Annotated in this window: 13 protein-coding genes; 5 read left to right on the top strand and 8 right to left on the bottom strand. The window is 59.4% G+C overall.

The features are described from left to right. Positions 1 to 168 precede the first annotated feature (168 nt). The 4 genes from FH08_RS0113605 to manD form a co-directional block, all read right to left on the bottom strand. A complete protein-coding gene (locus tag FH08_RS0113605) occupies positions 169 to 1,464 on the bottom strand; it encodes an MFS transporter (protein WP_031358848.1) in 1,296 nt (431 codons plus the stop codon). 61 nt (positions 1,465 to 1,525) lie between these two features. Beyond that, positions 1,526 to 2,563, bottom strand: a complete 1,038-nt coding sequence (locus FH08_RS0113600) for an L-idonate 5-dehydrogenase (RefSeq protein ID WP_031358847.1) — start codon at positions 2,561 to 2,563, stop codon at positions 1,526 to 1,528. A gap of 46 nt (positions 2,564 to 2,609) precedes the next feature. Further along, complete coding sequence (locus FH08_RS0113595) at positions 2,610 to 3,980, bottom strand: MFS transporter (RefSeq protein ID WP_031358846.1); 1,371 nt, start codon at positions 3,978 to 3,980, stop codon at positions 2,610 to 2,612. Between the two features lie 44 nt (positions 3,981 to 4,024). Continuing rightward, entirely contained in the window at positions 4,025 to 5,233 is a 1,209-nt protein-coding gene (manD, locus tag FH08_RS0113590) for a D-mannonate dehydratase ManD (protein ID WP_031358845.1), read from the bottom strand. 95 nt (positions 5,234 to 5,328) lie between these two features. Between manD and FH08_RS0113585 the strand changes: the two genes are divergently transcribed. Then, positions 5,329 to 6,804 (top strand): mannitol dehydrogenase family protein, encoded by a 1,476-nt coding sequence (locus FH08_RS0113585; RefSeq protein WP_031358844.1) that lies wholly within the window; start codon positions 5,329 to 5,331, stop codon positions 6,802 to 6,804. Between the two features lie 9 nt (positions 6,805 to 6,813). On the opposite strand, the gene FH08_RS0113580 is transcribed toward FH08_RS0113585, so the two are convergent. After that, positions 6,814 to 7,743, bottom strand: coding sequence for a DMT family transporter (locus FH08_RS0113580; protein WP_031358843.1), 930 nt, complete (start codon positions 7,741 to 7,743; stop codon positions 6,814 to 6,816). 122 nt (positions 7,744 to 7,865) lie between these two features. Between FH08_RS0113580 and FH08_RS0113575 the strand changes: the two genes are divergently transcribed. Next, positions 7,866 to 8,786: a LysR family transcriptional regulator gene (locus FH08_RS0113575; protein WP_031358842.1), complete on the top strand. Its 921-nt coding sequence runs from the start codon at positions 7,866 to 7,868 to the stop codon at positions 8,784 to 8,786. Positions 8,787 to 8,845: 59 nt separating this feature from the next. Here the strand turns inward: FH08_RS0113575 and FH08_RS0113570 are convergent, their stop codons facing one another. Beyond that, on the bottom strand, positions 8,846 to 9,496 hold the full coding sequence (locus FH08_RS0113570) for a glutathione S-transferase family protein (protein ID WP_031358841.1): 651 nt from the start codon (positions 9,494 to 9,496) through the stop codon (positions 8,846 to 8,848). Positions 9,497 to 9,607: 111 nt separating this feature from the next. Continuing rightward, positions 9,608 to 9,916 carry a DUF2917 domain-containing protein gene (locus FH08_RS54355; protein WP_419178003.1) on the bottom strand — a complete coding sequence of 103 codons (309 nt, stop codon included), beginning with the start codon at positions 9,914 to 9,916 and terminating at the stop codon, positions 9,608 to 9,610. 550 nt (positions 9,917 to 10,466) lie between these two features. Here FH08_RS54355 and FH08_RS0113560 point away from each other — a divergent pair. The 3 genes from FH08_RS0113560 to FH08_RS0113550 all read left to right on the top strand — a co-directional run bounded on the left by FH08_RS0113560 (position 10,467) and on the right by FH08_RS0113550 (position 14,334). Then, positions 10,467 to 11,369, top strand: coding sequence for a LysR substrate-binding domain-containing protein (locus FH08_RS0113560; protein ID WP_031358839.1), 903 nt, complete (start codon positions 10,467 to 10,469; stop codon positions 11,367 to 11,369). Positions 11,370 to 11,575: 206 nt separating this feature from the next. Next, on the top strand, positions 11,576 to 12,853 hold the full coding sequence (locus FH08_RS0113555) for a dicarboxylate/amino acid:cation symporter (protein WP_031358838.1): 1,278 nt from the start codon (positions 11,576 to 11,578) through the stop codon (positions 12,851 to 12,853). Next, positions 12,850 to 14,334 carry an aspartate/glutamate racemase family protein gene (locus FH08_RS0113550; protein WP_031358837.1) on the top strand — a complete coding sequence of 495 codons (1,485 nt, stop codon included), beginning with the start codon at positions 12,850 to 12,852 and terminating at the stop codon, positions 14,332 to 14,334. The genes FH08_RS0113555 and FH08_RS0113550 overlap by 4 nt, the downstream gene beginning before the upstream one ends. A gap of 117 nt (positions 14,335 to 14,451) precedes the next feature. Here FH08_RS0113550 and rbsK read toward each other — a convergent pair whose 3' ends face one another. Continuing rightward, the gene (gene rbsK, locus FH08_RS0113545) at positions 14,452 to 15,378 is read right to left on the bottom strand and encodes a ribokinase (protein WP_031358836.1); all 927 of its coding nucleotides are present in this window, start codon (positions 15,376 to 15,378) and stop codon (positions 14,452 to 14,454) included. Positions 15,379 to 15,390 lie beyond the last annotated feature (12 nt).

The raw sequence follows: 15,390 nt of genomic DNA, 5'->3' as shown, positions 1-15,390 counted from the left end.
ACGCGCCGCCACGCGCAGTGGCTAATAGTGATAAAGAGATTAGCAAACCTAAGTAGACCACTAACGCCGAAAGCAGCAACCCAGCAATAACTCCGACCGCTACCGCATGAACCTGGCAACCCGGCATCAACCCCGACCACCCCCGTCCACCGGCGCGAGCGAACCCTCCTAGACCAGTAAGCCTCTCGCCTTGACCTTACCCCCGCGCGGTTCGCGAATCCATATCAACGAACAAAGCGCTCCTAGCACTGCAACCGCTCCAGCAAGCACAAACGCACTTCCATACGCCCCATGCGTCGCTTGCACGATAAACCCTGTCACCGCCGGTCCGATCACCCCGGCAAGGTTCGCCAACAAATGCACGAAGCCACCAACGCCCCCCACATTCTCGCGCCGAACGGTGTCCTGAATCACGGCCCAATACACCGCCCCCGTGACATAAAGAAAGAAGATTGACACCGACATCAGCGCGACCGCCCCCTCCATGCTTTCAACGCGCCCAGCAAATCCCACACATACGGCTGCCACGCCGAGGCATACCGACAGCACGATCCGGCGCGCGAGCAACGGCTTACCAGTAATCCGCAGAATCAAGTCAGTGACGAAACCGCCCGCAGCAAGACCAATACTCCCGAGCACCCAGGGAATCACAGTCGCAATACTCATGTCATGAAGCGACATATGATGCGCTTCGGTCAAGTACGTCGGAAACCATGAAAGAAAGAAAAACAGCACATAGTTATAAGCAAAAAAGGCGAACGCCGTGGCAAGGATAATCGGCTGCTTCAGGTAAAATTTCAGCCCTACCTTTTCGCCTTCGGGCGCATGCTCCATCGACGAAGCCTGCTGCTGGCCGGCGACAATCAACGCAAGCTCCTCGGGTTTCACGCGCTTGTCCTGCTGCGGTTGTTCAGTCGTGGTCAGGGTCCACATCACGAGCCACAACAGCCCAAGCACCATAATCGCGACGAACGCCCAACGCCAGCCAAAGCGGATCGCCATGTATCCGACAACCGGTCCAGCAAGCGCGCCACCCAACGGTGTACCGGAACTGATCACACCAATGGCGCTGGCCACCTCGCGTCGCGGAAACCAGTTGTTGACCATCTTGCTGTTCGATGAACTGAACGGACCCTCGCCCATGCCGAACAGAACCCGCAGCACAATCAACGAAACGAGGCTGCTGGCCAGCGCGGTCGCTCCGCAGAATATCGACCAGATGCCCATCGACGCGCCGAACACTTTCTTCGCCCCGATCTTGTCCGACAGCACGCCGCCGACAAAATTGAACAGCGCATAGCCGATGAAAAAGCTGCTGAACACGATGCCCATCTGCGCATGGGAAAAATCGAGATCCTTCTGGATCAAGGGGGCCGCAATCGAGAGCGCAGCGCGATCAAGATAGTTGATCACGCCGGCAAGAAATAGCAAACCGACCACGAACCAGCGCTGGCTTCTGAACATGAATGTCTCCTGGAATACGCCTCTTTGTGATCGGACGTTCGGGCAATGCAATGATAGGGATTCAGTCGAACTGCAGATGCACCTTCATCGACTGGTTACGGTCATGCGCCACTTCGAACGCATGGTTCGCATCCGCGAGCGGAAAGACATGCGTCATCAACGGGCTCAGGTCGATCTTCCCGGTGGCGATTTCTTCAGCGGCGACCGCGTATTCATCAGTGAAACGGAACGATCCCTGATAACGCAATTCCTTCGCCATCACGAGATTGGCCGCGACCGGCGACTGCCCTGCCGGCAAGTTTCCCACCTGGATCACGGTGGCCCCTGCACGCGCAGCACGAAGTGCGGTATCGAGCCCGGCGGGGCTGCCGGATGCTTCGATGACGACGTCAAAGGTGCCGCGCGACTGGGACCACGCTTCGACCTGCGCCTGGTCCGTGGCGAGTACGGTCTGATCAGCGCCGAGCGTGACGGCCATCTGCAATGCTTTGTCGGCGAGGTCGAGCGCAACGAGACGATGCGCCCCGGCACGCCGCGCGACCGCTAGCAAAATACAGCCGATAGGTCCGCAGCCGATCACCAGTACCTGGGCGCCGACCAGCGATCCCGCGTGCCGCAGCGCGTGCAATGCAACGGCGAGGGGTTCGGCCATCGACGCCTGCGCGAAGTCGAGTGCATCAGGCACTGGCACGCATTGGCGCGCGGCAACCGCAATGTATTGGCGGAACATGCCCTGCATGTGAGGGAACGTCGAGGCGCTGCCCATGAAGCGCATGTTCAGGCAATGATTGGTCATGCCCTTCACGCAAAACCGGCACTCGCCGCAGTTCAGTCCAGGGTTCACGGCAACACGCTGGCCAACGCGCAAACCGCTTACACCCTCGCCGAGCGCGGCGATTTCACCCGCGACTTCATGACCGAGGACGAACGGTTCCCGGACCGCGAAATCGCCGCTCTTGCCCTTGAAGTAATACGACAGGTCCGACCCGCAGATACCGCCTGCGCGCACGCGGATCTGAACCTGACCCGGCTTTGGCTGAGGCGCATCGATTTCGTCGATACTCAGGCGCTTCGGTTCGTGAAGGACGGCTGCAAGCATGAGAAGCTCCGTTGAATAGTGTGCGTGCCGAAGCACAACGCTTGGGCTAGTGGCGCGCAGCAAAAACAGGGGATGAATGCGCTTCGCGGGGAGACGTCGCGAGTGCCGGCGTACCCCAGTCGTGAAGATCACCGCCGCGACGCAAAGGTGCGGTTTCGGGCAAAAGATAAATACACAGCGTCGAAACAATGCCAAGTGCCATCACGTAGACAATCAGCCCGACGGAGCTGCCGCCCGTCATCTGAAGCATCTTTACGGCGACGAGTCCAAGTACGCCGCTGCCGATCAGCGAGCCGATCTGCCAGATCAGCGCGATACCGCTGCAACGCACACGCGCCGGAAAGAGCTCGGGAAAGAGCGACGCCTGCGGCGCATAGCAAAGACTGTGGCCAACGGTAATCGCGAGAATCATCACTGTCTGGATCGCAAGACGATTGCCGCTGTCGAGGGCATGAAACAGCGGCACGACCAGCAGCACTTGCAGCAGGCTGCCTGCAATAAACGTGGCGCGGCGGCCGATCCGATCCGACAACGCGCCGGCAAGCGGAATCGCGATCAGTTCGAGCGTCACCGCGACGATGATCGTCTGCAGCAACAGGCTCTCACTGATACCGTGCACGCGGCCGTAGGCCAGTACGATCATCGTGTACATCGCGAACGTACAGGCCTCGATCAGCTTCGCGCCGACACCCTTCAGGATCGTGGGCCCGAATTGCCGGACGACTTCCACGACCGGCCGCGACTCGACCGCCTGCGTCTTGCGAATCTCCGCGAAGACCGGTGACTCCTCCGTGCGCAACCGGATATACAAACCCACGACGACCAGCACGATGCTACCGAGGAACGGCAGCCGCCAGCCCCAGTCGAGCAGTTGTTCGTGCGTGAGCGTTGCGGTAAGGATGGCGAAGATGCCTGCCGGAATCAGGAACCCGGCGGGGGCGCCGAGCTGGACAAGGCTAGCGAAGAAACCCCGCTTCGGCGGCGGCGCATATTCGGCGGTCAGCAACACAGCACCCGCTTGCTCGCCGCCAACACCGAAACCTTGCAGCACACGAATCAGGATCAGTGCAGCCGGCGCCCAGATGCCGATCTGCGAATAATCAGGCAGCAAGCCAATCAGGAACGTACCCAGGCCCACGATCAATATGGTGACGATCAGCGCCTTCTTGCGGCCAATGCGATCGCCAAAGTGCCCGAACACAATGCCGCCTAGCGGTCGCGCGATAAAGCCTACAGCGTAGGTCGCAAATGCAGCGAGCGTCCCGATCAACGGGTCGCTGCTAGGGAAAAATTTCGCACCGAACACGAGCACTGCAGCCGTGCCATAGACGAAGAAATCGTAGTACTCGGCAGCGGTGCCGATCGTCGATGCAAAGGCGACGCGCCGTAACATCGCGCTGTTGTTCTGATCTGCCATTGCCTGTCTCCTTGTTGTTCTGCCGAGCGGTTAAACGCCGCCGCTCACCAGTTCCAGAGTGTGCCGTCTTCGAGCCGCGCGACCGGCAAGTAAGCCGGGTCGTACGGATAGCGCGCCGCGAGTTCTTCGTCGATATCCACGCCGTGACCGGGCGCCTCGCCCGGATGCATCGTGCCCCGATCGAAGGTCCACGCATGCGGGAAAACATCGAGCGCTTCCTTCGGGAAACCCATGTATTCCTGCACGCCGAAATTCGGCACCCACAAGTCGAAATGAAGCGCTGCGCCCATGCAGACCGGCGACAGATCCGAGGGGCCGTGGCAACCCGTACGAACCTGATAGAGCGAGGCAAAATCGGCAATGCGCTTCAGATGCGTGATACCGCCCGCATGCGTGAGCGTGGCGCGAATGTAGTCGATCAACTGCTCTTCAATCAGTTGCTTGCAATCCCAGATGCTATTGAATACTTCGCCCACCGCGATCGGCGTCACGGTGTGTTGGCGAATGAGCCGAAAACCGGCCTGATTTTCGGCGGGCGTGGGGTCTTCCATCCAGAACAAGCGGTACGGCTCGACTGATTTACCCAGGCGTGCAGCCTCTATAGGCGTCAGACGGTGATGCACGTCGTGGAGCAGATGGGTACCGAATCCGAACTTGTCGCGCACCGCTTCGAAGAGTTTCGGCACGAAGTCGAGGTACTTTTCCGACGACCATGTCTGCTCTTCCACCGCGCCCTTGGTAGCCGGTTCATACATGCCCGACCCCTTCGATACCCCATACACCGAGCGCATGTTGGGCACGCCACATTGAACGCGGATAGCCTGATACCCCTCCTCCACATGCTCCGCGTAGCGGTCGAGGGCTTCAGGAATGTCACGTCCGGTCGCATGCCCGTAGACCATCACGCTCTCACGCGACGCGCCGCCGAGCAGCTTGTACAACGGCAGATTTGCGACCTTGCCCAGGATGTCCCACAGCGCCATGTCGACGGCGGCGATGGCAGTCATGGTGACGGGGCCACGACGCCAGTAGGCGCCCTTGTAGAGAAACTGCCAGATGTCTTCAATGCGCCCCGGATCGCGGCCCACGAGCAACGGGCACACGTGATCCTTCAGATACGAGGCGACTGCAAGCTCTCGGCCATTGAGGGTGGCGTCGCCAATGCCGTACACCCCTTCGTCGGTCACCACTTTCAACGTGACGAAGTTGCGTCCCGGACAACTGACGATGACATCGGCGCGGACGATTTTCATGGGGATTTCCTTGAGGTGCAATCAATGGAATTGATGCTACCATACAAGTAGACTCAGTCGTCAATCAAGGGTTTTCCCGCTCCAGGCTATTTAAAATGTCCGATAAATCCGTGCTTTGCCGCAAAACGCTCCCATTGATCGAAGCTCATTTGCTGGCGCCCGAGTGGCGCGATCCGCGTATTGGCATTGTTCATTTGGGCATCGGGAATTTTCATCGGGCGCACGAAGCGGTCTATACGGAACAGGCCATGCTTGCCGCGGGTGGCGAATGGGCGATCTGCGGCGTCACGCTTCAGGGTGATGTGACGAAACGCGATGCGTTGATGGCGCAGGATGGCCTGTATAGCGTCGTGGAACGCGGGCCGCAAGGTGTGAAGACAACAGTGATTCGCGCGCTGCGTGAAGTGCTCGCGCTGCCGCACGACCGCGTACGCCTGTTCGATTTGCTCGCCGACGCGAATGTGCCGATCGTCTCGTTGACGGTCACCGAGAAAGGCTATTGCCGCGATACGAAGACGGGCGACGTCGACCTCAACCATCCAGGAATCGCACATGATCTGGAGCATCCCGGCGAGCCCGGCACGGTGCCGGGGATCCTCGTCGCCGCCTTGAAGACGCGCCGCGATGCCGGCATCGCGCCGTTCACCGTGCTCTCTTGCGACAACCTCTCGCACAACGGCGCAGCATTGCGCCAGGTGGTCTGCTCCCACGCTCGTGCGCTCGATGGAGCGCTCGCAACCTGGATCGACCGCGAAGTCGCGTTCCCGTCAACGATGGTGGATCGCATTGTCCCTTCGACGACCGACGCCGACCGTGATGCCGCGGCCGCTGCGCTTGGGCTTCGCGATGTGGCGCCGGTTCCGTGCGAACCGTTTCGTCAATGGGTGATCGAAGACCGTTTTCCCGCCGGACGGCCCGCGTGGGAACGCGTGGGCGCGCAACTCGTGGACGACGTGATGCCGTTCGAACTCGCCAAGCTGCGCATGCTGAACGGCACACATTCGACGCTCGCTTACTTGTCGATGCTGGGAGGATTTGCGACCATCGATGAAGCAATTTCCTTCGCGCCGCTGCGTGCACTGATCCATTCGATGATGACCCACGAGATCGCACCGACCTTGAGTGTTCCGGCGTCGTTCGACTTGATGTCGTATCGAGATGCATTGCTCGAACGCTATGCAAACCCGGCGCTGAAACATCGCTGCGCGCAGATTGCCATGGACGGCAGTCAGAAGATTCCGCCGCGCCTTCTCGGGACCATTGCGGCGCGTCTGGAACGCGGCCAGTCGATCTCGAGACTGGCGCTCGGCGTTGCGGCGTGGTTCGTTTTCTTGCGCGGACGCGCGGACGACGGCACGACTTTCGCTATCAGCGATCCGCTTGCCTCGAAGCTGACTGCGCTGGCGACCAACGCAGACGATGCGCCCGCAAGCCTTGTCGATGCGATGCTCGGATGTCGCGATGTCTTCAGTCTCGAACTTGCTTCGAACGAGGTGTTCCGGCGAGCGCTAATTGAAGCGGTCACGCAGCTAAAGGCCGGGGCAAGAGCGGCGATCGAAAACGCCGCTTGAGGTGCTGCGTCAGGGCAGTACCTCTGAAGCACGAGGGACTACAACCGTTACTGCCTTGCGCCAGCGCACCGTCGCCAGCATGGACGCCGCGACAATCAAACCGCCGCCGACCCATGCAATAAGCGATATCTTCTCGCCCAGCCAAAACCATGCGAACAGCGCGCCGAAAGCGGGTTCGCTCCCCATCAGCAATGCGACGCGGGTTGGACTGCTGCGCTTGATCGCATAGTTCTGCGCGAAGAATGCGAACAGCGTGCATGCAAAAACCAGATAAAACACGCTGCCCCAAAACGGCTGGTGCCCAATGAACGACGGCACGTGCTGCCACTGCCCCGGCGCAAACACGAGCGCTACGGCAGCGCTGCCGAACGCGACCACACCGGACTGCACGGCTGTCACTGACAAAGGCGGCAGCGTCGAGTCACGCATCACGCGTTTCGTCACACAGACATTCAGCGCACGCAGCAAGGCGGCCAACAGGATCAGCGCATCGCCTGGATTCAATACGACCGCGCCGTCACCGGCAAGCAGCCATGCGCCTAACAGCGAGAGCGCCACTGCCGCCCATTCAATCCGCCCGGGCCTGCGCTTGAGCAGCACCCACTCGACCAGCGGCGTCAGCACCACGCACAGGCTGATCAGGAACGCCGCATTGGCGGCGCGCGTCAGCAGCACGCCAAAGGTTTCGCTTAGGAAAATACCCAGCAGCAGCACCCCGGCAATGAATACGCCGCGCAACGTACGCGCGTCGGCATGACGCAAACTGCGCAACGCGGGGGACAACATGACAAACGTAATGCCGAATCGCAGCGTCAGCAGGCCCAGCACCGGATAGAAAACGAGCGCGCTCTTGACGACTCCATAACTGGTGCCCCAGACAACAGCGACCACGAGCAGCATCAGGTCGGACAGCAGGAGCAGGCGGTCTTGCTTGGACATGGTCGGACCTCAGTAGTTGAGTCCGTATTGTCGAGCGTTGCACATGCGACGATAATCGGGTCGATGCGCAAAGCCTTTATGTCGCAGATGCATTAATCCTGCGCCCACTCCTCGACCGTCCGATGAATCCAACAGAACTCTTTGCATTGCTGCCCGACATGGCCGTATTCGCCCGTGTCGTCGATGCCGGCAACTTTTCGGTGGCGGCCCGCCAGCTCGGCAGCACGCCGTCGACGGTCAGCCGCCAGATCAAGCGTCTTGAAGAGGCGCTGGCCACGCGGCTGCTCGAGCGATCGACGCGCAAGGTGAAGGTGACCGAATCGGGCGAGCAGGTGGTTCGCTTCTGTCGCGAGATTGTGAGCGCAGCGTCGGGCGCCGTGGATGCAGCCGGTTCACTGGTCGGCCGGCCGCAGGGGAAAGTCAGTCTGAGCGCGCCAACGGCCTTTGCGAAAACGGTGATTCATCCGCTCGTGCCGGGCTTCTTGCGCGCGTATGAGGAGGTCGATCTGCAGTTGCTTTACGCGGATCATGAATTCGATCCGCTCGAGAACGATCTCGACCTTGTAATCCGGCTAACCGATCATCCGCCTCCTGGTCTGGCGGGACGGCGGCTTGGATCGGTACGCTGGGTGCTGTGCGCGTCGCCAGAGTATCTGCGTGCGCGCGGCACGCCCAAGCACCCGCGTGATCTCGCCGAGCACGACTGCCTATATCTGGGCGAAACCGCCGACGACAACCGCTGGCGTTTTCGGCGCGGCACGGAGATGCACACCGTGGAGGTGAGCGGGCGATATATAGCGAATCATGCCGGCGCCCGGCTCGAAGCGGCGCAACAGGATTTCGGCATTGCGAACCTGCCGGAATTCACGGCTAGCAGAGCATTAAAGAGTGGCGAACTCGTACAAGTGCTCGCCGACTGGGACCTCGAAGCGCGCGCTTATGTAGGCTCGGTGTGGCTGCTCTATCCGCCGAATCGTTTTCTTCCACCCAAAGTACGGGCGTTGATCGACTATCTGGTCGAGCATATACACGAGCGCAAGTGACATCGGCTTGGCGTGTTACCTGGATGCTTAAGCATGCGTTCTTAGCTTGTTAGCTCATGCTAGAACGTGAGCCGTCCGAACAACTCATCGAACGGGACCATTACGTGCTCGCGGAAAGCCGGTCGAAGCTTAAGCCGTTCATACCAGGCTTCTACATTGGGAACGTCAGGCCGCTTGATATCCAGTTCGAAATAACGGTAAAGGTTTGAGCCTGCCGCAATATCGCCCAGGCTCAAACTGTCTCCCGCAATGAAGGGCCGCTCGGCCAGCACCCGGTCGAGGAGCTGGAAATACTGCGCGCAACGATTAAGGCTCTCCTCAATGCTCTTCGCATTGCGTAAAGCTTCCGGCGTTCGGTAGAAGCCCCAGAACACCCCGGTCAGGAAGGCTGGCTGCAAAGTGCTCTGAGACCAGTCCATCCAGCGGTCCGCCTGAGACCGCTGACCTGCGTCGTCACTCCAGAAACGCGGGCTGCCATAACGCGCCGCGAGGTATCGCAAGATGCTGTGCGACTCCCACACAATCGTACCGTCGCTGTCTTTAATCACCGGCACGCGCCCGTGCGGATTCATGGCCAGGAAGTCGGGGCTTTGCGTCAGGCCGAAGCTCCCTCCGGCGGGAATATGCTCATGCGGTAAATCAAGCTCGCCGATCAGCCACATGACCTTCTGAACGTTAGATGAGTTGCGTCGTCCCCAAACCTGAAGCATGCAATGTCCCCTGAAGTTTAATGCGGCTGACCTTAGCGATTCATTTTCCGCTCGTTCCTTATTTGGCGGCCAGAATGAGACCCGCCGCCAACTCACTCACCCGATAAGCGACTAGCGAGATCGCAATAGGGAAATATCAGCGAGGCAATCTCTTAGCCGCTCGATCCACTTGAATAGCGGTCTGTGTGCAACAGCATACGCGCTGGTCAGCGAAATCTCCGCAGCTATGTTCGCGTCGGTGCTTAACCAGATGCGCTCGCCTCGCGACACGCGAAGGACATCACCCGTTTGCAACCAGTAGTCGTAGGGCGAGAAAACGCGTGTGACCCAGACCCTTGCCGTTCCCACGCGCAACTCGGAATCCGACCGCACGCGCCATGAGGCGGTGTGGCCTGGTTGCACAACAAAACGAATCACCATCTCGGGCGATAGCGCATGCGCTGACGCCGAGGTTTCGGGTGCCGCTCGAAAAACAAACCGCTCGCTTGATCCAACCATCATCTTCTCCGTCGATTAAAACCGAAAGACGGAGGCACCACAAAAAAAAGGCCCAACCGTTTTTCGGTAGGGCCTGGTGTTTGCGCAATTTAAGCTATTTCCAATGCAAACACGTCCCCGATGAAGCGCCCCAATGGGCGTTCAATCGATTAATAACCACTACGGACGTGAGCTTTTGCATGGTGTTGAGTGTCAGAGATCGCTTAGCGCTTGTCAACAAATTTTCAGCTTTGGGTTTAAATTCAAGCAACAACGCATGGTGCTCCTAAGTGCCCTAAGCGTGCTCAAGACGCGCTAGCCATTGGCGCACGGCGGTAAGTTGTATTGGCCTCGCATACAATCGTCGAGACTGGAACAACTTGCCTGAACTCGTCTAGCTCGCTTGGCCGAGCCTTGCCATTCATGGCATAGCCAGTAAACTCACCCGACATGCACACACTCGCTTCTCCTTGAGAAGCCCGAAGGGAGCGGTATGGAGATCAAATGGATCGAGGACTTTGTTGCTCTTGCCCAGTACCAGAGTTTCTCGCGTGCCGCCGAGGTTCGCAACGTCACACAGTCCGGTTTCAGCCGGCGGATTCAGGCGCTCGAACAATGGGTGGGAGCGGACCTGATCGACCGCAGCAGTTACCCGCCCACACTGACACCCGCTGGACGTCTTTTCAGGGAAACTGCCGACGACATTCTCAACCGTCTGTTCGACACCCGGGCCATCATTCGTACGGAACAGCGAATGCCCGGCACCGGACTGCAGATTGCAGCGGGTCACACCATTGCGCTCAGTTTTCTTCCGGCCTGGCTCAACGCGCTTACCGCACAATTTCGCGATGTCCGGGCGCGCGTCATTCCCACCAACGTCCATGATTCCATCCTGATGCTGGTGAACGGCAACTGCGAACTGATGTTTGCGTATCACCACCCCGACCTGCCGCTTCATCTCGATCCCACGCGCTACGAGTACCTGACGGTCGGCATCGACACCTTCATGCCCGTCTGCAAGCCGAATCAAAAGTCAGGGCCTTCCCTGCGTTTGCCCGGCACGGTGAGCCGCCCTTTGCCGCTTATCTCGTACACCGAGACCAGCTATTTTGGCCGCTGCCTGGCCTTGCTGCTTCGGCGCGCCAAGACGCAACCGGCACTGCGCCCGCACTACGAATCGGATATGGCCGAAGTGCTCAAGAAGATGGTGCTGGAGGGCGAAGGAATTGCGTGGCTGCCGAAAAGCTCGATTCAAACCGAACTGCAGAACGGCGACCTCGTTCCGGCTGGCGGCAAGGAATGGACTCTCGAAGTCGAGTTGCGCGTGTACCGCGACGCGTCAAACAGAAACGAGTTCATTGACACCCTGTGGCGATATCTGCGCTCGTCCGCGTGAACTCATTGTCCTAGCGTTTACCCTAGTTATGCGACACACGCATAACGACATGCTGAACCCGCATCGCGGATTTTTTGTCCGCTTCTACTATCCCTCCAGAGACAGAAAAGGCCCTTGACTCAAGCCACGCCAAGGCACTTTTCGTCAAACCCATCGCACGGTCGCCCGCGCCCATTCTCGTGCGAGACACCTCTGGAAGGATTGAAATGAAAAATCGCTTAACGCTTTATATAGTCGTCGGCATGGCGCTCGGTGTCGTGATCGGCTACGTCTGTCACCGGAGCGCCGCGGATTCGAACGCAGCAAAAGAAGTGGCCGGGTACTTCTCCATCATCACTGACATCTTTCTGCGGCTCATCAAGATGATCATTGCACCGCTGGTATTTGCCACGCTGGTGTCGGGTCTTGCCGGAATGGATGGAACGAGCGACGTGCGTCGCATTGGCATTCGATCAGTTGGCTGGTTCGTCTGTGCCTCGCTCATATCGCTTGCCCTTGGTCTCTGTCTCGCCAACCTCCTGCAGCCGGGTTCGGGCCTTCATATGGTCCAGACAAGCTCCGACGTAAGCACCGGCCTGAATACCGCCGGACTCAACTTCAAGGACTTTGTCACGCATGCATTTCCAACCAGCATTCTCGACGCCATGGCGCGCAACGACATCCTGCAAATCCTGGTGTTCTCCGTGCTCTTCGGTGTTGTGTTGGGTGCGATCAAGTCGGACCCACGGGTGACGCCACTCGTACAAGCGATCGACGCCCTTGTTCCCGCCATGCTCAAGCTCACCGACTACGTCATGCGCCTTGCACCCGTGGGCGTATTCGGCGCAATTGCAGCGGCTGTGACCTTGCATGGTCTCGATGTTTTGATGACGTACGGCAAGCTGATCGGCAGCTTCTATGTGGGACTGGCACTGCTTTGGGTGGTCCTGATCGGCGCCGGTTACGCGTTCCTTGGCAACGCCATCTGGTCGTTGCTCAAAGCAGTACGCGAGCCCGCCATGCTGGCGTTTTCAACCGCAAGCAGCGAAGCAGCGTATCCGCGCCTGACGGAGAAACTGGAAGAGTTCGGCGTGGACAAGAAGGTCGTCGGTTTTACGCTGCCCCTGGGATACGCATTCAATCTCGATGGCTCGATGATGTACCAAGCGTTCGCCGCCATCTTCATTGCGCAGGCCTTTGGTATCGATATGCCCGTAGGCACGCAGATCCTGATGCTGCTCGTGCTCATGATCAGCAGCAAGGGCATGGCCGGCGTGGCGCGAGGCTCGGTCGTGGTGGTCGCCGCCGTTGCGCCGATGTTCCATCTGCCTCCGTCCGGCGTCGTGCTGATCCTCGCGATCGACCAGATACTCGACATGGGCCGGACAGCGACCAACGTCATCGGCAACAGCATTGCAACGGCCGTGATCGCAAAGTGGGAGACTGCTCGGGTCACGCGAACAGAAGCCGTGACCTTCGATCAGTTGCAAGGCGAAGCGAAATGAGGGAGAAGCACAAGCAGGGACGCCGCTCTTTTGGCGTCATTGGCGGCCTTGGCCCACTCGCCAGCGCCGACCTATTTTTCAAGCTCGTCAAATCGACGCCCGCAACCGGCGACGCGGATCACTTCGACATTGTCTTCGAGCAGCATCCGTTTCGCGGCGCCGGCGCCACAAGCGCCGCGACGGTGGAACGCAAGCTCTACATCTTCGACCTCATCCGTGCATTCGAGAAACGCGGTATAGAGACCGTCGTGCTGCCCTGCTTCCTGAGCCACACCTTCATGGACGAGTTGAAAGCCAACTCGCCTCTGCAGATCGTGGACATGATCGAGGCGTTGCGACATCACGTGCGGACCAAGTTCCCTTCCGTACGTCGCATTGGCGTGCTGGCATCGGACTACACGCGGCACAACGGCCTCTTCGAGCGCTATTTTTCGGCGCCTGAATTCGACGTCATTCATCCTCGCATCGATGGCGGCACGGACCTGGTTACGCGCGCCGTGTATGGGAAAAATGGGATCAAGTCCGGCCACCTGGTGGGTCAGCCGGTTGCGCTGCTAAAAGCCGCTTGCGACGATCTCATTGCGCAAGGCGCGGAGATCATCGTGCCTGGCCTGACCGAGATCGCGCTCGTTGCAGATGAGCTCGGCGCGCTGAATGTCCCGCTGATCGACTCGAATCTTGCGTATGCCCAATACGTTGTGTCGGGCCAGTATGAGTCGCCGGCCAAGCTGTTCAAGGTCGGCGTGGTGGGCGGAGTCGGCCCCGCGGCGACCGTCGATTTCATGCAGAAGATCGTCAGCAACACACCGGCGAAGCGCGATCAGGATCACATCAAGCTGCTGGTCGAGCAGAATCCGCAGATCCCCGATCGCACCGACAACCTAATCGGCGATGGCCCGGACCCCACCCTCTCGTTGTACGCCACGTGCAAGAAACTCGAGGGCGGCGACGCCGACATCATCGCGATTCCGTGCAACACGGCGCACGCGTTTGTGCATCGAATCCAGCCGTATCTCAGCATCCCGATTGTCAACATGCTGAGCGTGACGGTCGAGATGCTCCGCGATTCGTTTCCGTCGCTTCGCGACGTCGGGCTCCTTGCTACATCAGGGACGGTCGCAAGCGGAGTGTACCGGCAAGCCCTGGAAGCGCAAGGATTGCGGCAAGTCCTGCCAAGTCCGGCATTGCAGGCAAGCGTGATGAATGCGATCTATGGCGAGGAGGGAGTGAAGGCGGGTTTCGTCAATGGACAGTGTATGGACGACATCTGCGCGGCACTGGAAGGCCTGTCCGACGAAGGCGTGGAAGTCGTGATCCTTGGATGTACGGAATTGCCGTTGCTGCTTCCCGGCGCTCAATGGGTAAGCGCTCGCGGACGGACGATCACGCTGGTGGATCCGACCGATATCCTGGCAAAACGCTGCGTGGCGTACGCCATGGCGGCAGCAGAACTCGGGGTGGAGTCGGAAGCACCGCACTAAGACGGCGTGCCGCGCGCCGCCAAGCCTTGGCCGCAATGGCTCCGTGCTTCCCGGTACGCGGCAAATCATCGAACGCGTTTGCGACCAAAGCGAGTTGTTCGTTTCCCCAAGATGAAATCAGTCGTCCACTTCGTCACGCGTCGGAATCGACGTTTGCCCACCGTGACGAGTAACCGAGATCGCCGCAGCCCGTTGTCCGCGCTCGATTGACTTTTCGATCGTTTGACGAGATGCCAACTGCGCAGCAAGTACTCCGATGAATGTATCACCCGCCGCGGTCGTATCGACCGCTTCCACGCGAGGAGCCGAAAAATGCCTGCCATGTCCCCCTTCTTGCAGCAAATAGGCGCCCCGCGCGCCGAGCGTCACGATCACATTACCTGCGCCTTGGCGCTGCAATTGCCTCGCGGCGAGTCCCATGTCACTTTCCGATGCAAAGGGAATATCTGACAGAATCAATGCTTCTACTTCATTGACGACCAGATAGTCTGTCAGCGAAAGCCACTCTGGCGGCAATGGATCAATCGCGGGCGCGGGGTTAAGTATGGTTATTTTTCCAAGGTGCCGAGCGAGCTTTAACGACGCATAGGCGGTTTCCCGCGGCGTTTCAAGCTGACAAACAACCACATCTGAATCGCTAAACAATGTCTCCTGGCACCACACGTCAACGGGCTTCAATTCGCCGTTGCTACCGTCAACAACGACAACGGTGTTCTGCCCCCCATCTGACACAGTAATCAATGCAAGGCCGGTTGGCTGTTCGCGTGTAACGGTAATACCCGAGCAATCTATCCCCTCTGAATTGAGATCATCTAAGCGCTGCCCTCCGTTTTCATCGTCGCCAACGCGGCCAACCATCGCGACGAGCGCCCCGAACCTGGCAGCGGCAATCGCTTGATTGGCGCCTTTGCCTCCGCCGGCTTGTGAGAATCGCACGCTGCCAAGCGTCTCGCCGGGAAACGGCAGATGCGTTGTCTGTGCAACAAGATCAGTATTGATACTTCCAACCACAACTACACGCCCCTGGTGTGTTTCTTTGGACACGTCAAGTCTCCC

It is taken from the genome of Caballeronia sordidicola (assembly GCF_000729995.1).
Taxonomy (GTDB): domain Bacteria; phylum Pseudomonadota; class Gammaproteobacteria; order Burkholderiales; family Burkholderiaceae; genus Caballeronia; species Caballeronia sordidicola_A.
Note: the sequence above shows the minus strand (reverse complement) of the source record. Positions and strands in the feature narration are given on the sequence as shown.